The following is a 25,802-nucleotide window of genomic DNA, read 5'->3' on the forward strand; positions in this document are numbered from 1 at the left end:
GCCAATTAACGACTTTGACTGACCGTTTTTCACCATCACGGTCTCACTGTAAGTCGAATCCGTTAACCTTCTCTCATCAACACTTAACTATTCAGTTCTTCATCATCATAGCTGATGGTCGTTCGTTTGTCAATCCTCATTCTTCCGGGGCGCCAACGGTTGGTACCAACTGCCCATCTGATCGATGAAGCGTTTAGATTTCAATCGAACGCCCACTGAGTTCTGATAGATTTCATCCAAAATCCGGCGTAACTCCGCCGCTGTCCGCGGTTTGACCTTGATCGAATGAACCTTAGCCAAATCCAACACGGAAAACTGACGTAGATAAAAGATCGCTGCTGGACTAGCATGCAAGCGGTGGGGATCCAAATGCCAGTGCTGTTGACAGAGCAAACCGCCGTAACTTTCAGAATAATCTAACGGTAAATCACTTCGACCGCAAACCGTACACCAATGCAACTCTGGGGCCACCCCAAACGGTTGCAATAACTGAATTTCGACCACGTTAGCCACCAGCGCGGGGGCCACATCTTGATCAATCAGTTGCAGCGCACTGGTCAACTGTTGGTACCACCGCCCCACCGGTTGATTATCTGGAAAAGCGACGTCCATTAAGTTCATAACGTACGTGGCATAAGCGTTCAGAGCAATGTCTTGACTAATATGTTCAAGATACTGCACTGACTTGACACTATTAATATACGAGAGACCTTGATCACGTAAATCACCAACGTATTCCCCCATCGTGAACGGCAATAACTCCGCCGCCATTTTGAAGCCACGCCGACGCGCACCGCGGATAAAAAACATCTTCTTGCCATACTCGGCAGTTAAAAACTTGATTAGCATATCGCGTTCCCGGTAGTCCCGGCGAAAGAGCAAAATGCCGTTAAAATTCGTGACCATTTGTTGGGCCATCCGGATCACCTAGCGATTCTAATAGTCATCTTGCCGATAGCCATAGCTGGCTAGCAAGTCTTGACGGTCCTTCCAGTTCTCTTGGACTTTTACCCAGAGCTCAAGGTAGACCTTATCCCCAAGTAAGTGTTCAATATCACGCCGAGCTAACGAGCCAATCTTCTTGAGCATGCTACCACCCTTACCTATGATGATGCCCTTTTGCGAAGACCGTTCAATAATAATCGTGGCCTGAACGTGAATTTTTTCTTCATCTTGACGTTTGATCGAATCAATCACGACCGCCGTTGAATGGGGAACTTCTTGACGAGTCAATTCAAGAACCTTTTCACGAATCAATTCAGAAATGATAAACCGCTCTGGATGATCCGTAATTTGGTCGGACGGATAATACTGCGGTCCTTCCGGCAATTGGCCCTTCAAGGTCGTCAGTAGTTCATCAACGTTATTTCCTTCAAGCGCGGAAATTGGATAAACTTCCTTCCACGGCAAAGCGTCTTTATACTGATCCATAATCTCCAAGAGATGATCTGGATGGACTTGATCAATTTTATTAATCACTAAATAAATCGGTTGTTTAACCGTTTTAAGACGATCGATAATAAAGTTATCCCCGGCACCACGCCGTTCGTCCGCATTAATCATGAATAGTACGGCATCCACTTCACCCAAAGTTGACAAGGCGGACTTGACCATAAAGTCACCTAATCGACTATGCGGTTTGTGAATCCCAGGGGTATCAATGAAGACCATCTGCGTATCCGCAGTGGTATAAATCCCCTGGATACGGTTCCGCGTCGTTTGGGCTTTGTCAGACATAATGGCGACTTTTTGCCCAACGACCCGATTCAATAGTGTTGATTTACCGACATTGGGACGACCAATAATCGCCACAAAGCCGGAATGAAATGCTTGTTGTTCTGCCATAATTAATTCCTTTCAATCTTGTCCAATCGTTAACCAATTACTAGTTTAACCAACTGACAATTAAGTTCCAAATTTTAGGTGCAAACAACACTAACCCAACTAAGACGGCAAAGGCCGCGGCAAACACTACCGCACCAGCCGCAATGTCCTTAATTTTTTTAGCTAGGGGACTGAAATTAGGCCCAGTGATCATATCGGACAGGTTTTCTGCAATCGTATTGTTAATTTCACATAAGATGACCAGAAAAATCGCTAATGCTAGCCACAGCCATTCGTTAACGCTCAAGTGAACCCACCAGCCAGCAAACAAGGCCACCGCCCCCAGTACAAGGTGTGTTCGCATATTACGTTCTTCAATCACAACCGTTTTAAGCCCAGTCCACGCGTGTAGCCAGGACTGCCAAAACGAGTGATTTTTGCCAACCTGTAGCCGATCTGGTCTATTTTTCGAGGCCATAAGCGTCCAGAATCTGGCGTTGCAATGTAAACATTTCGGTTTCATCCGCTGGCTGAAGATGATCATACCCATTTAAATGTAAAAAGCCGTGAACGACCAAGTAACCTAGCTCGCGCGCCTCCGAATGGTTCAAAAAAGCGGCTTGTTCGCTAACCTTATCAACTGATATCATAATATCCCCGAGATTTAGTGGCATTTCCGCCGCCATCTCCGGATCCATCACAATCAAATCATCCTCGTCATCGTCGTGCATCGCAAAACTAATAACATCAGTTGGACGATCGACACCCCGATACTGTTCATTGATTTTTTGAATAGCATCGTTATTCATCAGGGTCACCGAGACCTCGGTATCATCCCGTAACTTTAACGTCTGACCAGCAAGATCAATTAAATCCCGAATCAATTGCAACTGTTCTGGCTGCGCTCCCGTTGTTGTTTGGTCGTATAATTCTAAATCCATAAGTGCCCCCTAGCGTTGTTCCACACGGTCGTACGCCGTAATAATCTTGGCAACGACCGGATTTCTGACCACATCATCCGCCGTAAATTTAACGAACGCGACATTGCTAATGCCGCCCAAAATCTGTTCGGCTTGAATCAAGCCACTCTTAGTATGGTGTGGTAAATCAATTTGTGAGATATCACCATTAACAATCATCTTGGCACCGAAACCTAGCCGCGTCAAAAACATCTTCATCTGGGCATTCGTCGTATTCTGTGCTTCATCCAAGATGACGAACGCATGGTCAAGCGTCCGTCCCCGCATATAAGCCAGCGGTGCGATTTCGATGATACCACGATCCATTAAGCGCTGCGTATGTTCAGCGCCATAAATATCGTACAACGCATCATAAATCGGCCGCAGGTACGGATCGACTTTTTCCTTTAAATCACCAGGTAGAAAGCCAAGACTCTCACCAGCTTCAACCGCTGGCCGCGTCAAAATCAGCTTCTCGACATCGCCCCGTTTTAAGGCTGCAATTGCCATCACAACGGCAAGATAGGTCTTCCCAGTCCCAGCTGGACCAATACCAAACGTAATATCACTTTTAGCAACGGCTTGCACATACTGCCGCTGACCAAAGTTTTTGACACGAATGGGCCGTCCACGATTGTCCTTAATTAAGGTCTCTGAATAGAGGTCTTTAAAGTAATCCAAAGTCCCCCGGTTGACCATCTTAATAGCACTAATAACATCTGGCGCCCCAATCTGAATACCTTGTTTAATTAAACTCGTTAAATTATCTAGTACTGCTTGCGTATTATGAACAGCAACCTCGTCATCACTGCTGATCGTCATTTGATCCCCAAACACGTGCAATTGAACGTGTAACCCATCCTCAAGCAAAGCTAAGTGGGCGTCTTCTGGTCCTAATAACGCGACTGACTGGGCCGGATCGGCAATGAGAAATTTTTGTTCATATTTTGAGTTTTCGGTCAAAAACATGGACTCCTTTATTGACAGATTTAATCACCATTATTTAATAATGGCACCCGCAGTTAGCGTGATAACCACGCTGATTTCAGCAGGTATTTGTTAGTTAATCATAGCATAAAAGCCCCCATCGAACCAGTACAAGGACGCCTCGGCATTCGACAACGATTTTCTGAACAGCATTTTTCTTTCGAGCGATTAAATTGGCCCGCTATCAATCAACGTAAGCCCAGTTAGATCAGTCCCTGCACCCATTGCTGATACTTAATCTGAACAACCGGTACTGCATTTCTGATCAACCAGAAGAAACAAAAAAACCGGAGAAAAATTTCTCCGGTTAACCGTTAATTCAATAATGATTTAACTGTTTGGTTGATCAGCTTGCCATCCGCCTGACCTTTAAGTTTTGGCATCACTGCCCCCATCACCTTGCCAAAGTCACCTTTACCAGTAGCTCCGACTTGTTGAATGGTGTCAGCAACAATCTGTTGAACTTCTTCGTCCGACAATTGTTTTGGCATGTACTGCTCAACAATTGCAATTTCTGCTTTAACGCCGTCGACTAAATCTTGACGACCCGCATTTTCGAATTCACTTAATGATTCGCGCCGTTGTTTCAGTTCACGTGAGAGCACGCTTACTTCCTCATCAGCCGTTAAATCATGGCCAACATTAATTTGTTCATTCATCAATGCTGACTTAAGCATCCGTATAACGCTGAGGGCTTGCTTATCGCGTGCCTTCATCGCAGCTTTTAGATCACCATTGAGTGTATCGATTAAACTCATTGGTTTTCCCTCCTCGTTAGGTCATTAGTAATCAATACTAATTACTTGAAACGACGACGGTTCTTACGCTTACGTGCTGCTTCAGATTTTAACTTCTTCTTCACACTTGGTTTTTCGTAGAATTCCCGTTTGCGGTATTCTTGTAAAGTACCACTCTTTGAAACGGTACGCTTAAAGCGACGAAGAGCATCATCAAGAGATTCGTTTTTACGAACGACTGTTTTTGCCATGTTAAATTCCCTCCCTCCGAGCTCAAAAAGTAACCGTTAAATTATGCATACTTACACATAACGCAACTGTTCTAGTAAATTATACATAAATTGAAAAAGGCCGTCAACCAAAGTTTACAATTTCCTTAAAATAAATCGTTAAAAGCAACGTCAGTTCGGACAGTAAATCGTTTTCATCCCCCGCCAGCTATGCTACACTAAGACTATTATCGAACCGAAATGAGGTTATTCTATGTCAGCAATTAAAGTCTTTATTTTATCTGATTCCATCGGTGAAACAGCTCATAACGTGGCCTTAGCTGCCGCTGCACAATTCTCCGACTATGACATTCGCTATCAGCGTTTCCCATTTGTCCGCACCGACTCACTGCTCCAGACGGTTTTGTCGCAGGCACTGAAGGAACACGCCGCCATCTTTCATACGTTTGTCGATCGCCGGCTCAGCCAAATCGTTAACCAATTTTGCGAAGCGCACGAGTTGCCTTATTATGACGTCATTACACCAGCTTTAGATACTTTTTCACAGATTACGCACGTCCAACCGTCCAATCACCCCGGTACCGTACACGCGTTAAACACCAACTACTTCGACCGGATCAACGCGATCGAATTTGCGGTCACTTACGATGATGGTAAGAATCCGAGTGGCTTTTTAGAGGCCGACGTGGTCTTACTGGGTGTCTCCCGGACCTCTAAGACTCCCCTGTCACTCTACTTAGCTAATCGTAACCTGAAAGTCGCCAACTTGCCACTAGTTCCTCAGGCTCAAATTCCTGACGAAATTTGGAAAGTTGATCCGAAAAAGATTTTTGGCCTAACTAACGATCCTGAAAAGTTAAACGATATTCGCCGGCAGCGAATGGTCCAATATGGGCTTAATCCCGACACCATGTATTCCAACACGGATAAAATTAAAGCCGAGTTGGAATACGCCGACAAGATCTTCAAAAAGATTGGGTGTTTAGTTATCAATGTCGCTAATAAGTCAATCGAAGAAACCGCCACTTTAATTACCGAAAGCTTGAATACTGACGACACTAACAATGGCTAGTATCACTAATTGCCAACTCACCGATGCCGCCTAAGTTTTCCTGACAATCAGCGCGTGCCACCTTCTAACGGTCAGCGCGCGCTTTTTTGCATCATTTTTCTTATCATTAATTAGGTCAGCTACTAATCATCAGTCGTGTCACTCACACGAGCTCGACACCACCGTCAACGTGCAACACTTGCCCAGTCATAAACTCATTTTGCATCAAATAAACATACGCCGACGCGACTTCGGCGGGCGTTGCCACGCGTTTCAAGGGATTACCAGCACTGACGGTCGCAGCCTGGGCCGCCAATTGTGCGTCCGATAGTTGGCGCCAAAGACCAGTCGGCGTCCAAGTCGGTGCAACTGCATTGACGCGATAGTCAGGCGCCAACTCTACGGCAAGTCCAACAACCATCGTATTAATGGCTTGATTGCCAATAATCGCTCCGGAGGCATTATCTGGCCGCCCACCAGCACCCGAAGTGAAAATCAGCGAACCGTGTTGGTTAAGATGGTGGCTGGCTAATTGGGCCACTTGCAGATTCGCAAAAAATTTATCTTCAACCGTCTGCCGAATCGCTGCAATCGAATTGTCTAAGAATCCCCCACCCATTGCACCACCTAACATTGAGACGACGTGGTCAAATGCGGGCTGAGCTGCAAAAAAAGTTTTTAGTTGCGCCAGATTTTTTGCGTCTAACGCCGTTCCAGTCAAATGGTCTGATGGGCCTAATTGGGTGATGGCAGCTGTTACGTGCGCCGCCGTATGACCGATAATATGGACATCGGCGCCTTCCTGTAAGGCTTGGCGAGCAATTGCCATACCGAAACCCGAAGTACCACCAATCACTAACAGCCGCTGTTTTTTTAATTGCATCGTCATTTTCCTCCTTCTAAAACAAAAAACGACAACCGACTAGCGATTATCGTTCAATTCTCATTAACGTTGCTGTTCAATATCTTCAATCAAATGCGGATTAAACTGCCCGGCCCGAAGCATTGCAATCTCATACTTATAGGGTGGCAATTGATGTTTCTTATCTTCCCCGACATACGGCGTTTCTAAAATCTTGCTGATGTCTGGCAATTGCGGATGATGGGCGACCTTATTCAAAGTATCAAAGCCAATCGTTCCCATACCGATATTCGTGTGCCGGTCCTTGTGAGCACCTTGAGGATTCTTAGAATCATTGAGATGGATCACTTTCAAACGATCCAGCCCAATCACATGATCAAATTCATTCAGGACACCGTCGAAATCGTCCTTAATCGCGTAACCGGCATCACTAGTATGACAAGTATCAAAGGTAACCGATAACTTTTCATTATAAGTCACCCCATCGATCATCTGCGCGAGTTCTTCAAACGTCCGGCCAACTTCAGTTCCTTTGCCAGCCATCGTTTCTAGCGCGATTTGAACATGCTGCTCTGGCCGAATAACCGCGTTCAGTCCCTTGATGATCTGCGTAATGGCAACATTCGCTCCGGCACCAATATGTGCTCCCGGATGGAGCGTTAATTGTGTTGCGCCAACGGCATCTGCACGCTGGATCTCTTGATAGAGAAAGTCCGTTGCAAACTCAAAATAACCCGGCTTTTTCGTATTACCTAAATTAATGATGTATGGGGCATGTACGACGATCTGCCGGAGGTCATGAGCCTCGATTATCGGCTGTGCTTCGTCAATTTTCAGTTCGTCAATTGGTTTACGCCGTGTATTTTGGGGTGCGCCCGTATAGATCATAAATGTGTTGGCGCCGTAACTTGCCGCCTCATTGGCAGATCCGAGCAACATGTCGGGTGCCTTCATCGAAACATGTGAACCTAATCTAAGCATTGTAGTCCCATCCTTTTCGCAAGTTTACTAATTCCTGTCATACCTTAAAGTTGCCGGATACATATGATACCGGCATGATCACTCATTATCCAAATAAATCTGTCAAGTTATTCTAAGCGGTTGTGGTCACCCGTGGATAAAAGTACGCCAAGGTCCGCTCAATCGCATGACCGTCATTACGCGTATTCCATAACTGATTAAACTGGGTTAACTGTAACGGCGCACCCGGCATTGCTAGGACATGATTCAAGTCCACCACCGTCCGGACTAATGGTCCCGGCGCCCAGTCCCTAAAATCAGCTTGCAGGCCCACTTCTTGCTCATAGTGGTCCCAGTCAAAGACATAAAAAACGATTTTTTGACAATTTGGTAACAACGCGTAGTCAAACACAACTGAGGAGTAGTCACTGACCAACGTATTAGCGACCGTCAACAATTCATCGGTACTAAACTCAGGTACCAATGTCACTAGGTCCGGGTAACGGGCTTGCAAATCACGTTCCTGCTCGGCCAAATGGGGATGTAACTTAATAATCAAGTGTTGGTCGGGCCGCAACTTTAATTGCTTAAAATCAGCCGGCAACGCAAATTGGACCCCGGCTCGATAAGTCGGCGCATACAAAATAACTTCCTGTTGTTTAAACGCCGGATGCTTCTGATAAATGGCCGTTGCGGTTTGCATCACCCAGTCGGACTTACAATACCGATCCGAACGAGGATATCCCAAGACCCGCATCCGCGTCTGTGGGACGTGATAACTCGCTGCAAAAATCGCTCCCATCTTCTCAGAACCAACCACGTAATCAGTAATCTGATCATACACGGTCTGAAACCGACGCCGATCATCTGCGGGCCGCTGTGCCGTCTGTGGATCACCCCAACCAAATGTTTTGACCGCGCCAGCAGCATGCCAGAGTTGAATCAGTCGTTGTGGGGCCTGCCGCGTCAAGCCAGCGGTAAAGCCATAATAATTATCAAGATAAACGTCCGCTGCCCGGGTAATGACGGGAATTCCCGTCAAGGCAAATCGAACTGAATCATGAAACGGTCGTGTCGCAATTCCCGCCTGTGCCAGTTGTGCCGCCCCGGTGGCTGCACTCGGCAAGTAATAAACAGTCAAGCGCCCGGGAACGCGCTGGTTCAACTGCTGAATAAAATCCAAATTGTCCGCAAAGCTCATCAAATAAATCACCTGATCATTTTTGCTAAAGTGCGCTAGCCACGATACAACTCGCACCAGCCAGACATAAATTACTTTCTTCACACTGGCCATCCTTTCATTTCATCATTAATTATTGGTAAAGCGTGCCCTACGTGACAATCAAAAATGTGCCAGCTCAATTACACTTAAAAAGTTCAGATTGGCGTCAACTTACTTGAGCCGTCTGCCTTCGTCCACTAAATATAAACAACTATTTTTCAAGTCTGTTCCCCATTAGTTGTTCATTAGCTCTGGGTCTAACTGATATGGACTTATGATCCAGCAATAACACAATGCTTGTATTATATAACAGATGCCCACACTTCGGCTAGTCGGGTCACTATTAATAGTGGTGTAAAAGTCGTCCCCGAACGCCTAATCAAAAAGTGCTTGCAAACAAGTCCCGAAAGTCCTGTTTGCAAACACTTTTAATCTGATAAATTCATCAAGGCTTCGGTTCATAAAAGTGACCGAGAATCTTGACCGTATCTGAAATGCTAACGAAAGCGTGCGGGTCAGATTCGGCCATGGCCGCCTTCAACTCGCCCATTTCGTAACGCGTGATGACTGTAAATAAAATCGTTTTATCATCATGTTGATAAGCACCTTCAGCGTTGTGCACGATGGTAACGCCACGACGAATCCGATTTTGAACGCTATCAATCACCGTTTTAGGGCGACTCGTAATAATCATCACTTGCATCTTCTGTTGGCGCGTATACGTCATATCCATGACCCGACCATTCACAAACAATCCGAGTGCGGAATAAAAGGCATATGGCCACCCGTAAACAAAGCCAGCCGCAATGACAATGATCGAGTTGAACGCCATGTTAATCGTCCCAATACTGCGACCCGTTTTACGGCGTAACACGATACCGATAATATCGAGTCCACCGGTTGAAATCCCATTTTTGAGGGCCGTTCCGGTCCCGAAACCATTAACAGCACCCCCAAAAATCGCACAAATGATGGGGTCATGGGTCAAACCAACTGGGGCAATCAGTTTAATCATAATACTAGATAGCGTAACAGCTAAGAACGTATACAACGTAAACTTATGCCCAATCGATCGCCACGCAATAATGAACATTGGAACATTCAAAATAAACAGTAACGCCGCAGTTGAAATCTGAACGGGAAGAAACTTGCTCATCAAACTATTGATCAATTGCGCAAGCCCAGTGATCCCTGAAGAATAAATATGCCCCGGCGTCCAAAAGTAGTTCATGGCAATGGAAACTAAAATGGCGTATATAAAAGCAGTTGACGCTTTCACAACATCACGATGGTGTTTGGATAACTGCTGAAAATCATCCATGAATTAAATGTGCTCCTTTACGTTTTTGCTTTCGTTATTGTAACACGCCGATTTGCAAACGGCCGGTCTTTTGCAGTATTCTGCTAAAAGTCTCACGTTTCTCAGCAAACTCCCATTAATCAATCCGACTAAATTCCAGAACGAGCCCCGCTACGATAGTTATTGTTAGATCACACCTATCGCGATGACCAGCAACTCACGCTTAGTCCACTTTAGGTGCATCGGCCCACTGCTCGGCGATGAAATCAGCGCGGCCACCCGCTTCTTGTTCCGCAAATACCACTGGATTATTTTTATAAAAGCGTTGGTGGCGTGCCTCGGCTGGATAAAATGGTTTGGCATCCTCAATCGCCGTTACAATTGGTTTACTAAATCGTTCGCTCACCTGTAATGCCCGTTTAGACGCTTCCGCGATCCGCCGTTGTTCTGGACCATTCACAAAAATGACCGGCCGATAATTATCACCACGATCTTGAAATTGCCCCATTGCATCAGTAGGATCCGTTTGATGCCAATAAATATTGATTAATTCCGTGTAACTAATGATATCGGGATCAAACGTAATTTTGACAGCTTCAGTATGACCCGTCGTATGCGCTTTGACGTCTTCGTAAGTGGGATTTTTCGTGTGTCCACCAGTATAACCCGAGACAACACTGTCGATTCCGGGTTGACTATCAAAAGGCTGAACCATGCACCAAAAAACATCCACCCGCAAAAATTGCTGTTTCCATGAGAATTCCTCCAATTAAATATTAATATAAATTTAACACTAATTAAAAAGAACGTCCATTCCTGGACGCTCTTAATATTTTTATTCGGTTGGTTCATCATCCGTTACGGGATTGGTAATATTCAAATCCAAATCAGCTAGTTGCTGGTCAGAAACCCGCGATGGTGCATTGGTCATTGGTTCTGACGCCTTGGAATTCTTAGGGAAGGCGATCACTTCACGAATGTTGTCGTTACCTGATAATAACATCGCGAACCGGTCTAACCCGATTGCTAAGCCACCATGAGGCGGGAAGCCCATGTCAAGGGCATCCAGTAAGAACCCAAATTGTTCTTGGGCTCGTTCCTTAGTGAAGTCCAATGCCTTGAACATCTTTTCTTGTAATTCGCGGGTATGAATCCGAATCGACCCGCCCCCGAGTTCATAACCATTCAAGATGATATCATATGATTGTGCATGGGCTTTGTGTGGATCTTCGCCATCATTCAAGTAATGAACATCTTCTTCATTGGGCATTGTGAATGGATGGTGGGCTGGTACCCAGCGCTCGATGCCTTCATCATATTCAAACAATGGCCAGTCAACGACCCATAGGTAAGCGTATTGATCTTGATCAATCAAGTCAAGTTCCTTAGCAATCGCGGTCCGTAAGTAACCCAGCGTGTCAGAAACTACTTTGAAACTGTCGGCGGCAAACAATAATAAGTCGCCTGGTTTAGCAGCAGCAGCACTCGTAATGGCTTCAAAGTCACCATCGTTCTTGAAGAATTTCGCAACGGGACCACTAAAGCCGTCGTCAGTGACCTTCATCCAAGCTAAGCCCTTAGCCCCAAACCGTTTAACGTACTCCGTGTACGCATCGATTTGCTTTCTAGAATATTGATCAGCACCGCCAGGAACTGCAATCGCCTTGACCAGGCCACCATTAGCGAGTGCATTATCAAAGACTTTAAAACCGGCGTTAGAAACGGCCGCGCCCATGTCTTTGAGTTCCATACCAAAGCGCACATCCGGCTTTTCAGAACCAAAACGGTCCATAGCTTCTTGCCAAGTCATCCGCGTAAACGGCGTCTTGATGTCAACACCCTTGACGTCCTTCATGACTTGCTTAATCAAGCCTTCAGTATAGGACTGAATTTCTTCAGCCGTTAAGAAGGATGTCTCCATATCAATCTGGGTAAATTCAGGCTGACGGTCACCCCGCAAATCTTCATCACGGAAACAGCGTGCAATTTGATAGTAGCGATCAAAACCGGCCCCCATCAGCAATTGCTTAAAGAGTTGTGGTGATTGTGGTAACGCGTAAAAATGCCCTTGATAGACCCGCGAAGGCACTAAGTAATCCCGGGCCCCTTCTGGCGTCGACTTCGTTAAGAACGGCGTTTCAATATCATAGAACCCGTTGGCATCAAAATAGCTATGAACTGCTTGGGTGATGCCATTACGAATTTTCAATCCACGTTGCATTTCTGGCCGACGCAAGTCCAAGTAACGGTACTTCAAGCGCAATTCATCTGATACGTTAATGTCATCTTGAATATAAAATGGCGGGGTTTTCGCCTTATTTAAGATTTTGGCATCGTGAATCTCAACTTCAACTTTACCAGTCTTCATGCGGTCATTAACAGCGTCAGCATTCCGATTAACAACGGTTCCTTGCACTTCAATGACGTATTCGCCCCGTAACTGATCTGCTACCGCCAAAGCATCCGCTGAAAATTCCTGACTAAAGACTAATTGCACAATTCCTTCACGGTCCCGTAAATCAATAAAAATCAAACTCCCAAGGTCGCGGCGTTTTTGTACCCAACCTTGTAAAGTGACCGTTTGGCCTAAATAATCCTCATTGATGAGACCCGCATATGTGGTCCGTTTCATAAACGCTTCCTCCTTATAAATCGGCAAACTTGCCGTTCACACTACTTATCTAAAACTTGATGAGCATCTTGATAGATGTCCGCCATCGCAACCTTGGTTTCCTCACCAGTAGCCATAGCCTTCAAGTTAACGACCTGATCAGCCAGCTCGGTTTCGCCCACCGTCATCGTGTAACGGGCATTCAAGCGATCAGCACTCTTGAACTGAGCTTTAGGCTTGCGATCCAAGTAATCCCGTTCGGCCTTATAACCGGCTGCCCGTAATGCCTGTACCAGCTTCAAAGTCGTAGCACTAGCAGTGTCGCCAATTCCCACAACATAGACGTCCAACTGATCATCAGTTGGTACCGCAATGTTTTCAGCATCCATCAACACTAATAGTCGTTCAACACCCAGGCCAAAGCCAACACCCGAAACTTCAGGGCCACCTAATTCCTTAACCAATCCGTTGTAACGACCCCCAGCACAGATCGTCGTGTAGCCCTTGCCTAACGCTTTTGAGTGGGTCATAATTTCAAAAATCGTATGGTTATAATAATCTAATCCCCGGACCATCGTGGCATCAATCTCGTACGGAATTGCTAATGCATCTAAATACGTCTTAGTTTGATCAAAATGCGCTTGAGCTTCCGGAGACAAGTAATCTAAAATCGATGGTGCATCGGCCACAAATTGTTGATCTTCCGGTGCCTTACTATCTAAAACCCGCAATGGATTCTTGTGTAACCGTTCCTTGGAGTCATCACTCAATTCATCAAAGTGTGGTTCCAAATAATCAATCAAGGCTTGTCGGTAATCATCACGCGTTTGTTGATCACCCAACGTGTTGATGACCAGTTTCAAATCAGTCAAGCCAAAGGTTTTAAGTAAGTTATAGCCCATTGCAATTACTTCAACGTCTAGGGCAGCACTTTCACTACCAAAAGCTTCCACGCCTAATTGATGGAACTCACGTAACCGACCTGATTGGGGCCGTTCATAACGGAACATTGGTCCCATGTAATAAACCTTGTATGGTTTGAGAACTTGCGGACCGTACAACTTATTTTCAACGAACGCCCGGACGACGCCGGCAGTTCCTTCTGGGCGGAGCGTAATGTGCCGGTCACCCTTGTCATGAAAATCGTACATTTCCTTCGTCACAATATCAGAAGTATCCCCCGCTGAACGTGAGAAGACCTCGAAATTTTCAAACATCGGTGTCCGGATCTCTTTGAATTGATAAGTCTTGAAGACGGCACGAGCCGTTGCTTCAACGTATTGCCACTTTTCACTATCGCCAGGCAAAATGTCGGCGGTGCCTTTAGGCCGTTGATATCTCATTAATAGTTCCTCCCTTGATTGCAATCGACAAAAAAAGCGCCCTTGATTATTTACCAAGGGCGCTATTAGCGCGGTACCACCTTTTTGAGTACTAATTGATAACGTCTGTAATCACAGGCGGAACGCTGCCGTTCACCTCAAAAGCGTCTCCTCATTGCGCACTATCCGGAATTCTCAGCACTACCGGTCTCTGGTTATAGTGGCGTACAATGCTCTTACTTTCTCTGCGGTCGATTGATTAATATATGGTTAAAGTTACACGAAAATCACTTAAAAGTCAACGATTCTAGTTAAAATTATCTCAAGATTTCGTCGGTCAGCTGTTTTTTTGGTATACTATTTGCAGCACTTCAAATTGCAATTATCTTAAATCTAGTTGGTGACAGAGCATGCAAGTTTTAAAACAATTTTGGCGTCAAATCACAGTCACGGTTATTTTTATCGGCCTAGTGATTGGCTTTGTAGTGCTATTAGCGACTAATAACACTGCGACTGTTAACATTGCCAACGTCAATATTCGTAGCGGTCCAGGCATGAGTTATGCGATCGAGGACGCTACGTCTAAGGGCACCAAGGTCCACATTATGAAACGCAAAAATAATTGGCTATACGTCCGTTATGCGGATCATAAATTCGGCTGGATTGCTAGTTGGTTAGTCAACGAACATAACAGTCAGTTGACTAAAACCACCAAAATCTCTGAAGCCACCATCGTTTTAGATCCCGGACACGGCGGTTCTGATTCCGGGGCGCTCTCGAGCAAGGGCAAGATGGAAAAAACGTACACGTTACGGGTCGCTAAAGCTGTAGCTAAAAAGCTCCGGGCTGCTGGCGCACACGTTGTTTTAACCCGTGATTCAGATGAATACGTCGGCCTGAGTGCGCGTCCCGCAATCGCAAACAAGCTTCATGCAGACGCCTTCATCAGCTTCCACTTTGACAGCTCACCAGAAAAAAACACGGCTTCTGGGATCACGACCTATTACTATCATAAGTCAACCTCACTAGCACTAGCCAAGGCGTTAAACAATAACGTCTCGACCTTGCCAATTCCTAGTAAAGGAACGGACTTCGGTGACTTTCTGGTCATTCGTGATAATTCACGACCATCAGTATTGATGGAACTGGGTTATATTAATGATAAGTCGGACTTCAAGACGATCAGTTCTAAAAAGTACCCTCAAGAAGTAGCGCACGCGGTTTACGCCGGATTGAGTACCTACTTCGCCAATCAATAATAATGCAGTCAGCATGAAGTCTTTGAAAGTGGCCGTTATTCCAGTGACTGGGATAACGGCCACTTTTCGCGACTATTCAATCGATGAATCGCATATCAACTGACGCGGTTTACCTAAATAACCGTCTATTTGCCTGCACTTTAGCTCCGTACCGGACGTCTAACCTCATTTCACACTCTTACGGATCAACGCCACTAATTGTTAATAACAATTAATTGCGTTACAGTGATGGTAACCGTATTTAACATCGCAGCAAGGAGGAGTTAACATGCACTTAACAAAAACTTGGCTCGCACAACTACCACTCACTGACATTCAGCAAGTGCAACCAGTGAGCGGTGGCGACATCAACGCGGCCTTTCAAATCATCACCCGTCATCACCAATATTTTTTAAAGGTCCAGCCGCACAACGACGTTACTTTCTTTGACCACGAAGTCGCTGGATTGCGACTACTTGGTGCAGTGACTAAGACACCGCGTGTCATCGCCAGTGGCACGATTGCCACAGACGGTTATCTCTTATTAGATTGGCTAGCGACCGGGACTGGCAGTCAGTCCGCACTGGGAGCGGCTGTCGCCAAAGTTCACCATCAACACCACGCCCAATTTGGTCTTGACCACGACTTCACAGCTGGCAAGTTACCGAAAATTAATCATTGGCAGACTGATTGGGCAACTTTCTATACACAACAACGTTTAGATGTATTAGTCAATTTGGCTAAGGAGAACCATTTATGGTCAGAAACGCGTGAAATACATTATCACCGCTTACGACAACAACTGTTGCAAGATTCCCACATGCATACGGTAAAACCAAGCCTGTTACATGGCGATTTGTGGTCAGGTAATTACTTATTTGACACGACCGGTACACCCGTTTTGATCGATCCCGACGTGTTTTACGGTGACCGAGAGATGGATCTGACCATGACGACGATTTTTGGTGGTTTTGATGCTGATTTTTATCAGGCCTACCAAGCGGCCTACCCGGTTGCGCCCGGTATGCAAGACCGCCTACCAAGCTACCAACTCTATTATTTACTGGCCCACCTGAACCTGTTTGGTGAAACATACGGACCAGCCGTTGACCGAATCCTCATGCAATATTAATACAAGCCTCGTGACCGAATCCTCTCAATGAGCTGTACGGGTCGCGAGGCTTGTATATAATTTTTTAGCTACAATCATCAGTTATCACAATATTTCGAGTGTCTAGACTAGTCGACAAAGGTCAATAAGTCGTTTAAATCCGTAACTTGAACTTCCGGGGCACTAGTCACCGTAATCAGGCGGTCAATATCAAATAAATATCCGGCAATCCCAGCATTGTGACCGGCATCGATGTCCAAGTTGCGATCACCCACCATAACGGCGCGTTGACAGTCGACCTGGTGTTTATTCAATAAATAATTCAACGCAGCTGGATCAGGTTTACGTGGGAATGGCTGAGCAGCCGTGACCGCATCTGTGAAATATTGGGCTAAACCCGCTCGTTGTAAATAGGCTTGTGCGCTTTCGTCACGATGGGTCATCAAATAATTGTGACCACCAACTGCGATAACTTTTTCAAGCACCGCTTGAGCACCCGCAAAGGCGGCCGGTGCATGCTGTAATTGTGGCTCCCAACGTTGATAGCCCGCCCGTAAATCATGCCAATCCCAACCATACTGAGCCGCAACCATTCTTTCCGCATAACCAACTGACTGTTGCCGCATCAGCTGGTACGTTGTATCAGCCGGAATAGTCCCACCTAACTCGGCAACTGCTTTTTGGAAAGCTTGGACCATGGCTGGATAAGTATCTAACAAGGTTCCATCGAGGTCCCATAAAAACTCACGCATCTCATTCACTCCCGCTAATAATTGTAATAGCCAAAAAGCTGAAAGTACCGGATTGGTCTTTCAGCTTTTACTTCAACGTTGATCAGTATCATAACAAATCGTGACCGGCCCATCGTTAACCAAGGAAACTTGCATATCGGCACCAAATTCACCAGTCGCAACAGTCACGCCACTGGCAGCTAATTGCTGATTAAATGTATCATACAATTTGCTAGCCAATTCAGGATTACCCGCCGCTGTAAAACTTGGTCGATTACCATGGCGCGTCTCCGCGTATAACGTAAACTGCGATATCGACAAGATTGCTCCACCGACTTGTTGAATATTCAAATTCATTTTTCCATCTGCGTCACTAAAAACGCGGAGGTTTAAAATCTTATGCGCGATGTAATCCAATTCGGCTTGACCGTCGCCATCTTGAAAACCAACCAATAGGACGAAACCGTGGTCAATCGTGCCCCGAACTTTCCCATCAATACTAACTTGTGCCTGCTGTGACCGCTGAACAATGACTCGCATGGAAGCCTCCTAAAACATTTTCCGTTCGACAACGTAAAGATCCTGAACATTTTTCAGACTGTCAATGATTCGTTGGAGATGTTCCAAGTTGCGAACCCCCAACGAAACACTAATAATGACCATCTTGTTGTGATCGACCTTACCGTTGACATTGGTCAAAAATTTCGTGTGATTATTGATAACTTTCAACACATCGTTGAGCATGCCATTACGGTTATAACCTTGAATTTCCAAATCAGAATTGTAGTTCGTTCGGTCACCCTCGGGATTCTCCCACTGAACATCAATCAACCGTTCACCATTTGCTTCTGCGCTCTTAACGTTCGGACAATCAACACGGTGAACCGAAACACCGCGCCCCTTCGTAATATAACCAACAATCTCATCACCCGGAATTGGAGAACAGCAATGACTTAGACGTACGAGTAAGTTGTCGACGCCTTGAATAATCACCCCACCAGAAGATGAGACCTTTTGCCGCTTCCGATCCTGCTTCTCCTGATCCTCATTATGATGATCTTTCGATTTCTTCTTCGCTGGCGCTTCCGTAGAGTCTGCCAAAATGGCCTCCTCACGTTCACGCTGCCGATTAGCCTCGCGCTGTTTACGAACATCACTCGTTAACCGGTTAGCAATCCCTACCGGTTGGACGTCACCAAACCCCAAGGCCGCGAACAAATCATCCTCACTACCGTAGTGCATCTTTTGAGCGACCGCCGTCACCTTGTCCTTAGTCATGATTTCTTTTGGATTAAACTCTAAATCACGTAGCTGCTTCTCAAGCAAATCACGACCCGTAATGATGTTTTCCTCACGGTCAGCATTGCGAAAGAACTGTTTAATTTTATTACGGGCCCGCCGCGTATAGACTAATTTCTGCCAATCACGGCTAGGACCAGTTGAACTAGTGGACGTTAAAATATCCACGATATCACCATTTTTGATTTGGTAATCCAATGGAACAATCTTGCCATTGACTTTCGCACCAGTCGTATGGTTACCCACTTCCGTATGGATCGAATATGCCATATCCAGTGGTCCAGCGCCCTTTGGTAATTCTGTCACGTCACCCTTGGGCGTAAAAGCATAGACCCGGTCACTAAAGAGGTCGCCCTTGACGCCCTCCATAAAGTCGGCAGCGTCCTTACTTTCATCCTGTAGCTCAATGATTTCTTTGACTAAGTTCAACTTGTTGCCCGACTGAGTCTCTTGGACCTCGTCGCGTTTACCTTCCTTATACGCCCAGTGTGCTGCGACCCCGTATTCAGCGACCCGGTGCATTTCAAACGTCCGGATCTGTATTTCGAGGGGCTTACCTTCAGGACCAACCACCGTGGTATGCAAGGATTGATACATATTGGTCTTGGGCATCGCAATATAATCTTTAAAACGCCCCGGCATGGGCTTCCATTGTGTGTGAATCGCACCTAAAACCGCATAACAGTCCTTGATTGAATCCACGACCACTCGAATTGCCAGCAGATCGTAAAGTTGGCTAAACTGTTTGTGTTTGTCCCGCATTTTCTTATAAATTGAATAGATATGCTTCGGACGACCATAAATTTCAGCTTCTGGTAGTTCCAGATCATGAAGCGCCTTTTGAATGTCTTGAATGGCAATCTCGATGTACTTTTCACGATCCTCACGCCGCGAATTCATCAAGTGGACAATGCGATAATACTGTTGAGGATTCAAATAACGTAGTGAAATATCTTCTAGTTCCCATTTAATCGTGCTGATCCCTAATCGATCGGCAATGGGGGCGTAAATTTCCAACGTTTCATTTGCAATTCGCCGCTGTTTATCGGGCCGCAAATGCTGCAACGTCCGCATATTATGCAAGCGATCAGCTAATTTGACAATCATGACTCGAATATCTTTAGACATCGCCAACAATAATTTACGGTGATTTTCAGCAAGCTGTTCTTTGTTGGATTTGTACCGAATCTTACCCAGCTTGGTGACCCCGTCAACAATAACGGCCACGTCATGACCAAACAGTTCTTCAACGTCTCCTAAAGTAACACCAGTATCTTCCACAACGTCGTGTAAGAAACCCGAAGCGACGGTTTCAGGATCCATCTTCAATTCAGCTAAGATACCAGCAACTTGAATCGGATGCATAATATACGGCTCACCAGATTGGCGATACTGATCCTTATGCACATAAGTTGCAAAATCACACGCCCGTTTAACTAACGCGACGTGATCACTATTCATATACTTTTGAACCATGTCCAGGACATCCTGGGCAGTCCAGGTAGGTTGTTTGGGCATTTTATCACCACGACTTCCACAAAGATTCTATTTAATAAAAGGCACGTGAGGTTCCCACCCAACGTGCCTTGACAACCGTTTTAACGCAAACTCGCGTGGGGACCAGTTAACCCATATGCTAAGTAGGATATGCCTAAATCAACTAACGCTAAGTAATAGACATACGTTGGGAAAAATAGATAGAGCCCGACAAAACAGCCCACTGGGAATAGCCAGACTAACCAGCCCGTCCGTTCAGTCCGACGAATCCACCAGCCAACGACTGCTGCCAGCACAAAGTCAACTACAAAGAGTAGCCATACAATCTGATGAAACCGGCTAATACTCGTAAATCGTAGCAACCATGGTATCATCACCCCAACGACAAGCGCAATCAGCCAATACTGGCCATTAAACTTACGAATTTTTTCCGTCAAACTAACTCCCTCGCTTACGCTTTATTGCTAAATGACTATGATTATTTATTGTACACCACCAACCGCAAAATTACACTAGTTCGCACCAAAAAGAAACGCTACTTAGCAAGTAGAGGGGTGCCGTTTCGGCCCGCATGATTCGTGGGCCCAGGCCCACTGCCGTGATACCAGCAGTTTGTAATGTCGCCACTTCTTGTGGTGCCAAGCCCCCTTCAGGACCAAAAATCGCCAGCAGTCGTTGTGGTGCGGTCATCGTTTTTAACGTCTGCACCAGTTGGCTGCTCTCACCTTGTTTGGCTGATTCCTCCCACGCTACGACCCCGGTATCATATGACACGTGTGCTAACAACTGGTTTAAATCCGTTGCGTAGCTCACACTAGGAATCATCGTCCGGTGTGACTGTTCAGCCGCGCCCTGCGCAATTTTCGCCAAGCGGGCCAACTTGCGGGCTCGCTTATTCGCTGCCCATTTAGCCACTGCCCACTGACTATCGAAAAACACGAAGGCGCTCGCACCTAATTCAGTACCACGTTGTACGATCTGTTCGGGTTTATCGCCTTTAGACAACCCACAAGCAATAGTCACTGGCAACGGCAATTCAACATGGGGCGTCGTAACGGCCGTGATTGTCGCTGTAGCTGTTCGACCATCGCTTTTCACCAAATCCGCCAGCACGACTTGATGTGTCGTCGTAACAAATTCCGCAGTGTCCCCCGGTTGTGCGCGCATCACCTTGACCCAGTGTTTGACCGTCTCACCCGTGATAGTGAACGTTTGCCCAATCGTTGTCGTAATCGGTGTTGATAAAAAGTATCGTTGCATTTCAGTCCCCCACTAATCTTCAGCTGTTGGTAGATAAGCCACAATACCGTGCCAGTCACCCATTTGCGTATGTTGTGTAATTTGGAAGCCCGCTTCCTTAATTGTCGTCATGACGACCTGGAACTTATCATCGATGATGCCAGAGGTAATGAAATAGCCGCCCCGTTTTAAGTTTTGACGGGCTTGTGGTACCAACGGAATAATAATTTCAGCCAAAATGTTGGCAACGATAATATCAGCCTGCGTGTCAATCCCAGCTAGTAAATCATTGGCAGCCACGTGAACATCTTTGGCAACTGGATTCAAGTCCAAATTCGTTTGAGCTGATGCCACAGCGACATCGTCAAGATCGTAAGCTTCTACTGCACCGACGCCCATCGCTTTGGCCGCAATACTCAATACCCCGGACCCAGTACCCACATCGATCAAGTGTTCACCACCATTGATCACAGTTTCAAGCGCCTGCAAACAGAGCTTGGTTGTCGGATGCGTTCCGGTACCAAAAGCCTGACCAGGATCTAGTCGCAACACAAACTCACCTGATTGCACTGGTTGGTACTGTTCCCAACTTGGCACAATCGTCAAATAGCGCGTAACCCGGACGGGGTGATAGTATTTTTTCCAGGCCGTCGCCCAGTCTTCATCCGATAAAGCCGTCATACTGACTTCATTAGGTGCTGGATTCAACCCAAAATCAGTCAGCTGACTAACCCGCTGCTTGATCGTTGGAATGACTTCCGGTACAAACACCGTCTCAGGATAATAAGCAGAAATCTTCGCCCCACTGGTAACGTGTGGAATCGTCGCCAAATCGATGATCTCACCATACCGATCAGGCTTTAAATTCTGATAATCCAAGGCATCATCAATTTTGACGCCACTGGCCCCGGCTTCCATTAAAATGTTTGCCACCGCTTCGACAGCTTCATTAGAAGTACTGACCGTTACTTCAGTCCATTTCATATCTTTATATTTTCCTCCCATCGAAAGCTAGAGCGCCAAGCGCCATCGCTTAAGACTATCACGTTTTTCTTAGTAACAATTATATAACAAGCCTGATTAACTTGACAATCACCTGGTCATCCAACCATGATGTTCATGATCGATAGTCCGGCGAGAAATCTTGGATACGAATGGATTGCCGGCCACAAAGTACCGCAATGGTGCCGTTGTCCATTCACCCTTGTTGACAATTCCAATTCGCGGAGTCGCCACAACTTGTTCCGGTTGGCGATAATGACTCAAATCCAATGATAAGGTCGCCGGTTGCAGTGCTTGTCCATTTAACGTTTTATCTAACCCAAGTGCCTGCATTAGCTTGCCCGGTCCGTTGGTCAAGTTCGCAATGGGCACTGGCCGCTGCTGTTGCATTCGTTCAAGCCCCGCATGTGGTTCAATTCCGCGAATCAAGACACATTCTGGCGTACCGGCAGCTTGTGTCACAATATTCAGTAAGCATCAGGCCCTCATTTGATAAATATAAATTGTTCCCGCTGATTGCCAGAGTGCGTGATTGCGCGGCGTTTGGTGGTTCTGATACGCGTGAGCTCCTGCATCACGGGCGCCAAGATACGCTTCTGTTTCTGTGATCCAGGCGGTCAATACACCGCTAGATGTCTGTAGGCGCAACTGTTTACCCAGTAGGCTCACCGCAATTTCAGGTGTCGTGCGTGTGCTTAAAAATCGTTCAATTGCTGTCATAACTTGTTTTACTCGCCCCTAATAGAAAACGGACTAGCCACCTTGCTAGTCCGTCCTCATGTTCATTTAATCATTATTTGCGGTCTTTTTGGTTAGATGCTTATTCAAATACTTAATCATGTCGGCTTCATGCTTAAAGATCCGCGGGTGCTTTTGCTTGTGCAACCGAACCGCGATCTCATTGATTTTGATTCGCCCGGTCCAAGTATGACTGTACTTAACGACCACCCGATTGTTGCGATGGTCCTTACCGAATTTCAACACGTAAACGCTGTCGGGCACCATCAGCGGTCTAATATATGTTTTATCGTAGTCATAATGTATTGATCGCAGAAACTGTTTCGTGCGTTTTAACATGTCGTTGATCTCTCCTTCACAATGTGAAATTGATTAAATAATAAATTAATTTATCGTTAGTATATTTTCATATCTAGCTATTATTATAGCAGACTTTAAACAAGTAGTGTACCAATTTGCCATTGGTTTAGCAAGTATCGAACTTTAATTCTTATAAATTTGCTAACCATTTCAGAATTGTTTTTGCCGCATATCCGGGTATGGTAAAATATGATTAAATTAGTAAGGTTATCAATATTAGGGGGAATTTACTGATGATACTCATTGAAAGAATTTATCGTCGTGGTCATGAACAGTTGACAACGGTCGACCAAATCGAAAAATTTCAAACCAATGACGGTTATGTCACATCCAACGAAGTCCTCGCCCGCGAAATCGGTGCGGATAGTGAAAACTGCTTCTACAAAAATCAAGAGGGCAAACGCAAAAAAGTCGTTGCGACCAAGGACGATCAGGGCACTTGGCATTTAAAGACCATCGGCACAACTGACCCGACTAGCGATGGCTTATTGCAACTACCGCATATGAATGATGTTTGGGGTTAATTGGTGCTTACAATCATCTTAATCAGATGACAATTGCATCTAAACAATAACGCAAAAAATGGTAGTGACATCAATCGATGTCGCTACCATTTTTTATAGACTTAATCAGTTCGGCTTTTCGTCTTCGTCAGTTTTCAGAACAGCCATGAACGCTTCTTGCGGGATTTCGACTTTACCGACAGCCTTCATACGCTTCTTACCAGCTTTTTGCTTTTCAAGTAGCTTCATCCGCCGCGTCCGGTCACCACCGTACAGATGGGCCGTCACGTCCTTACGGTAAGCTTTAATATTCGTCCGAGCAATGACTTTAGAACCAATCGTTGCCTGTACCGGAATTTCAAAGTTTTGCCGGGGGATAATCGTCTTGAGCTTGGCGGCAATCTCGCGTCCACGCGCAGGTGCAAAGTCGCGATGTGCGATAAAGCTCAGAGCATCAACTTGGTCACCGTTTAATAAGATATCGATCTTAACGAGATCACTGGCACGGTAGCCGTCTAAATCATAATCTAACGAGGCATAGCCGCGCGTGTTCGACTTTAATTTATCAAAGAAGTCAAAAATGATTTCGGACAACGGAATGTGATAAACCACGTTGACCCGATTACTATCCAAGTATTCCATCGTATCAAACTCGCCCCGTTTACGCTGGGCTAATTCCATGACCGCACCAACGTAATCATTAGGCACCATAATCTGAGCTTTCACATACGGTTCACGAATTTCCTTGATTGCAGACGCCTCAGGCATTTCAGCCGGGTTTTCCACCTTTTTCTCCGTGCCATCAGTCATCCGCACATGATACGTTACGGACGGCGCCGTGGTAATTAGTTCAAGATTAAATTCCCGTTCGAGGCGCTCCTGAATGACGTCCATGTGTAGCAGTCCCAGGAATCCACACCGGAACCCAAAGCCCAGTGCTTGTGATGATTCCGCTTCAAATTCCAATGCGGCATCGTTCAATTTTAGTTTTTCCAACGCTTCCCGTAAATCGGTGAATTTGGCATTATCAGTCGGATAAATCCCAGCGTAGACCATCGGATTCATTTCACGGTAACCCGCCAATGGTTTTTCGGCCGGATTTTTCGCGTTCGTGACCGTATCACCTACTCGGGTATCCTGAATATCCTTGATGCTAGCCGTAATGTAACCAACATCCCCCGCCATCAAATAATCCCGTGCTAACGGTTTCGGTGAATTAACGCCGACTTCCGTCACTTCATATTCACTACCACTGTTCATCAACCGGATCCGATCTCCTGGACGGACTATGCCTTCGTGAATCCGAACACTCAGCACCACGCCCCGATAATCGTCATAGACGGAATCAAACACTAGGGCCTTGAGTGGCGCATCAAGATCCCCCTGAGGAGCCGGAATCTTATGCACGATTTGCTCGAGCAGATCTTCGATACCAATACCGGCTTTCGCTGAAGCTAGAACAGCATCTTCCGCATCAATCCCAATGTCATCTTCAATTTCTTTGCGCACCTTTTCAGGTTCAGCCGATGGCAAGTCAATCTTGTTGATCACCGGGACAATTTCCAAGTCATCATCAATGGCTAAATACACGTTTGCTAGCGTCTGGGCTTCGACCCCTTGCGCCGCATCCACGACTAAAACCGCCCCTTCACAGGCTGCGAGGCTCCGTGAGACTTCATACGTGAAGTCAACATGTCCAGGTGTATCGATCAAGTGGAAGATATAAGTCTCCCCATCCTTTGCCTGATAGTGTAACTCTACCGCATTCAATTTGATCGTAATCCCACGTTCACGTTCCAAGTCCATTGAGTCCAACACTTGGTCTTGCATCTCACGTTTGGAAATCGTATCAGTTAGTTCCAGAATACGATCCGCCAACGTCGATTTGCCGTGATCAATATGGGCGACGATTGAAAAATTCCGAATATGTTGTTGTCGGTCTTGCATTGTCGCTTTATCCATTGATTTTCCTACTTTCTTCCTAAATCCTAATCCCTACAATTATACCAAGTTAGTGGC

At 45.9% G+C, this 25,802-nt stretch carries 25 protein-coding genes and 2 pseudogenes; 4 read left to right on the top strand and 23 right to left on the bottom strand.

Translation table 11 applies throughout. The features are described from left to right. Positions 1-129: 129 nt before the first annotated feature. The 7 genes from recO to rpsU all read right to left on the bottom strand — a co-directional run bounded on the left by recO (position 130) and on the right by rpsU (position 4,758). Positions 130-906 (bottom strand): DNA repair protein RecO, encoded by a 777-nt coding sequence (gene recO, locus MMY95_RS02275; protein WP_080371167.1) that lies wholly within the window; start codon positions 904-906, stop codon positions 130-132. A 30-nt stretch (positions 907-936) separates the two neighbouring features. Beyond that, a complete protein-coding gene (gene era / locus MMY95_RS02280; protein WP_003640679.1) occupies positions 937-1,845 on the bottom strand; it encodes a GTPase Era in 909 nt (302 codons plus the stop codon). 40 nt (positions 1,846-1,885) lie between these two features. After that, positions 1,886-2,302 (bottom strand): diacylglycerol kinase family protein, encoded by a 417-nt coding sequence (locus tag MMY95_RS02285; RefSeq protein ID WP_003640680.1) that lies wholly within the window; start codon positions 2,300-2,302, stop codon positions 1,886-1,888. Next, positions 2,286-2,765 (bottom strand): rRNA maturation RNase YbeY, encoded by a 480-nt coding sequence (gene ybeY, locus MMY95_RS02290; protein ID WP_003640681.1) that lies wholly within the window; start codon positions 2,763-2,765, stop codon positions 2,286-2,288. Before ybeY ends, MMY95_RS02285 begins: the two co-directional genes overlap by 17 nt. Positions 2,766-2,774: 9 nt before the next feature. Then, the gene (locus MMY95_RS02295; protein ID WP_003644473.1) at positions 2,775-3,752 is read right to left on the bottom strand and encodes a PhoH family protein; all 978 of its coding nucleotides are present in this window, start codon (positions 3,750-3,752) and stop codon (positions 2,775-2,777) included. Between the two features lie 332 nt (positions 3,753-4,084). Next, entirely contained in the window at positions 4,085-4,528 is a 444-nt protein-coding gene (locus MMY95_RS02300) for a GatB/YqeY domain-containing protein (protein WP_003640683.1), read from the bottom strand. Between the two features lie 41 nt (positions 4,529-4,569). Beyond that, the gene (rpsU, locus tag MMY95_RS02305) at positions 4,570-4,758 is read right to left on the bottom strand and encodes a 30S ribosomal protein S21 (RefSeq protein WP_003638914.1); all 189 of its coding nucleotides are present in this window, start codon (positions 4,756-4,758) and stop codon (positions 4,570-4,572) included. A 232-nt stretch (positions 4,759-4,990) separates the two neighbouring features. On the opposite strand from rpsU, the gene MMY95_RS02310 reads away from it, so the two are divergent. Beyond that, positions 4,991-5,809 carry a pyruvate, water dikinase regulatory protein gene (locus MMY95_RS02310; protein WP_003640684.1) on the top strand — a complete coding sequence of 273 codons (819 nt, stop codon included), beginning with the start codon at positions 4,991-4,993 and terminating at the stop codon, positions 5,807-5,809. A 142-nt stretch (positions 5,810-5,951) separates the two neighbouring features. On the opposite strand, the gene MMY95_RS02315 is transcribed toward MMY95_RS02310, so the two are convergent. The 7 genes and pseudogenes from MMY95_RS02315 to hisS all read right to left on the bottom strand — a co-directional run bounded on the left by MMY95_RS02315 (position 5,952) and on the right by hisS (position 14,086). Beyond that, on the bottom strand, positions 5,952-6,677 hold the full coding sequence (locus tag MMY95_RS02315; RefSeq protein WP_046039487.1) for an SDR family oxidoreductase: 726 nt from the start codon (positions 6,675-6,677) through the stop codon (positions 5,952-5,954). Between the two features lie 57 nt (positions 6,678-6,734). After that, complete coding sequence (locus MMY95_RS02320) at positions 6,735-7,631, bottom strand: deoxyribonuclease IV (protein WP_011101610.1); 897 nt, start codon at positions 7,629-7,631, stop codon at positions 6,735-6,737. A 112-nt stretch (positions 7,632-7,743) separates the two neighbouring features. Further along, positions 7,744-8,904, bottom strand: a complete 1,161-nt coding sequence (locus MMY95_RS02325; RefSeq protein ID WP_053267842.1) for a CDP-glycerol glycerophosphotransferase family protein — start codon at positions 8,902-8,904, stop codon at positions 7,744-7,746. A 373-nt stretch (positions 8,905-9,277) separates the two neighbouring features. Next, a complete protein-coding gene (locus MMY95_RS02330) occupies positions 9,278-10,153 on the bottom strand; it encodes a YitT family protein (protein WP_003640688.1) in 876 nt (291 codons plus the stop codon). Between the two features lie 202 nt (positions 10,154-10,355). Further along, positions 10,356-10,887: pseudogene (msrA, locus tag MMY95_RS02335) on the bottom strand (peptide-methionine (S)-S-oxide reductase MsrA). A gap of 80 nt (positions 10,888-10,967) precedes the next feature. Next, complete coding sequence (gene aspS, locus MMY95_RS02340) at positions 10,968-12,764, bottom strand: aspartate--tRNA ligase (RefSeq protein ID WP_003640690.1); 1,797 nt, start codon at positions 12,762-12,764, stop codon at positions 10,968-10,970. Between the two features lie 41 nt (positions 12,765-12,805). Further along, positions 12,806-14,086 (bottom strand): histidine--tRNA ligase, encoded by a 1,281-nt coding sequence (gene hisS, locus MMY95_RS02345; RefSeq protein WP_003640691.1) that lies wholly within the window; start codon positions 14,084-14,086, stop codon positions 12,806-12,808. A gap of 389 nt (positions 14,087-14,475) precedes the next feature. Here hisS and MMY95_RS02350 point away from each other — a divergent pair, with 389 nt between their 5' ends. Together MMY95_RS02350 and MMY95_RS02355 are read left to right on the top strand one after the other, a co-directional pair. Then, a complete protein-coding gene (locus tag MMY95_RS02350; protein WP_003640692.1) occupies positions 14,476-15,324 on the top strand; it encodes an N-acetylmuramoyl-L-alanine amidase in 849 nt (282 codons plus the stop codon). A 268-nt stretch (positions 15,325-15,592) separates the two neighbouring features. Beyond that, the gene (locus MMY95_RS02355; protein ID WP_046039497.1) at positions 15,593-16,435 is read left to right on the top strand and encodes a fructosamine kinase family protein; all 843 of its coding nucleotides are present in this window, start codon (positions 15,593-15,595) and stop codon (positions 16,433-16,435) included. A gap of 107 nt (positions 16,436-16,542) precedes the next feature. Here MMY95_RS02355 and MMY95_RS02360 read toward each other — a convergent pair whose 3' ends face one another. The 8 genes and pseudogenes from MMY95_RS02360 to MMY95_RS02395 form a co-directional block, all read right to left on the bottom strand. Beyond that, a complete protein-coding gene (locus tag MMY95_RS02360; protein ID WP_011101613.1) occupies positions 16,543-17,166 on the bottom strand; it encodes an HAD family hydrolase in 624 nt (207 codons plus the stop codon). Positions 17,167-17,238: 72 nt separating this feature from the next. Beyond that, positions 17,239-17,685 (bottom strand): D-aminoacyl-tRNA deacylase, encoded by a 447-nt coding sequence (gene dtd, locus MMY95_RS02365; protein ID WP_003640695.1) that lies wholly within the window; start codon positions 17,683-17,685, stop codon positions 17,239-17,241. Between the two features lie 9 nt (positions 17,686-17,694). Continuing rightward, positions 17,695-19,962, bottom strand: a complete 2,268-nt coding sequence (locus MMY95_RS02370) for a bifunctional (p)ppGpp synthetase/guanosine-3',5'-bis(diphosphate) 3'-pyrophosphohydrolase (protein ID WP_046039501.1) — start codon at positions 19,960-19,962, stop codon at positions 17,695-17,697. An 80-nt stretch (positions 19,963-20,042) separates the two neighbouring features. Continuing rightward, positions 20,043-20,378, bottom strand: a complete 336-nt coding sequence (locus MMY95_RS02375) for a hypothetical protein (RefSeq protein ID WP_033608738.1) — start codon at positions 20,376-20,378, stop codon at positions 20,043-20,045. Between the two features lie 70 nt (positions 20,379-20,448). After that, the gene (locus MMY95_RS02380) at positions 20,449-21,201 is read right to left on the bottom strand and encodes a 16S rRNA (uracil(1498)-N(3))-methyltransferase (protein ID WP_033608739.1); all 753 of its coding nucleotides are present in this window, start codon (positions 21,199-21,201) and stop codon (positions 20,449-20,451) included. A gap of 12 nt (positions 21,202-21,213) precedes the next feature. Then, positions 21,214-22,164, bottom strand: coding sequence for a 50S ribosomal protein L11 methyltransferase (gene prmA / locus MMY95_RS02385; RefSeq protein ID WP_053267838.1), 951 nt, complete (start codon positions 22,162-22,164; stop codon positions 21,214-21,216). 108 nt (positions 22,165-22,272) lie between these two features. Beyond that, positions 22,273-22,902, bottom strand: a pseudogene (locus MMY95_RS02390) (DNA-3-methyladenine glycosylase). Positions 22,903-22,968: 66 nt separating this feature from the next. After that, positions 22,969-23,259: a hypothetical protein gene (locus tag MMY95_RS02395; RefSeq protein WP_003640701.1), complete on the bottom strand. Its 291-nt coding sequence runs from the start codon at positions 23,257-23,259 to the stop codon at positions 22,969-22,971. A gap of 254 nt (positions 23,260-23,513) precedes the next feature. Between MMY95_RS02395 and MMY95_RS02400 the strand changes: the two genes are divergently transcribed. Then, the gene (locus MMY95_RS02400) at positions 23,514-23,804 is read left to right on the top strand and encodes a hypothetical protein (RefSeq protein ID WP_033608743.1); all 291 of its coding nucleotides are present in this window, start codon (positions 23,514-23,516) and stop codon (positions 23,802-23,804) included. A 105-nt stretch (positions 23,805-23,909) separates the two neighbouring features. On the opposite strand, the gene lepA is transcribed toward MMY95_RS02400, so the two are convergent. Next, a complete protein-coding gene (gene lepA, locus MMY95_RS02405) occupies positions 23,910-25,745 on the bottom strand; it encodes a translation elongation factor 4 (protein ID WP_003640703.1) in 1,836 nt (611 codons plus the stop codon). Positions 25,746-25,802: the final 57 nt, after the last annotated feature.

This window comes from Lactiplantibacillus sp. ME-2, from assembly GCF_022549155.1.
In the GTDB taxonomy this organism is placed as follows: Bacteria; Bacillota; Bacilli; order Lactobacillales; family Lactobacillaceae; genus Lactiplantibacillus; species Lactiplantibacillus plantarum.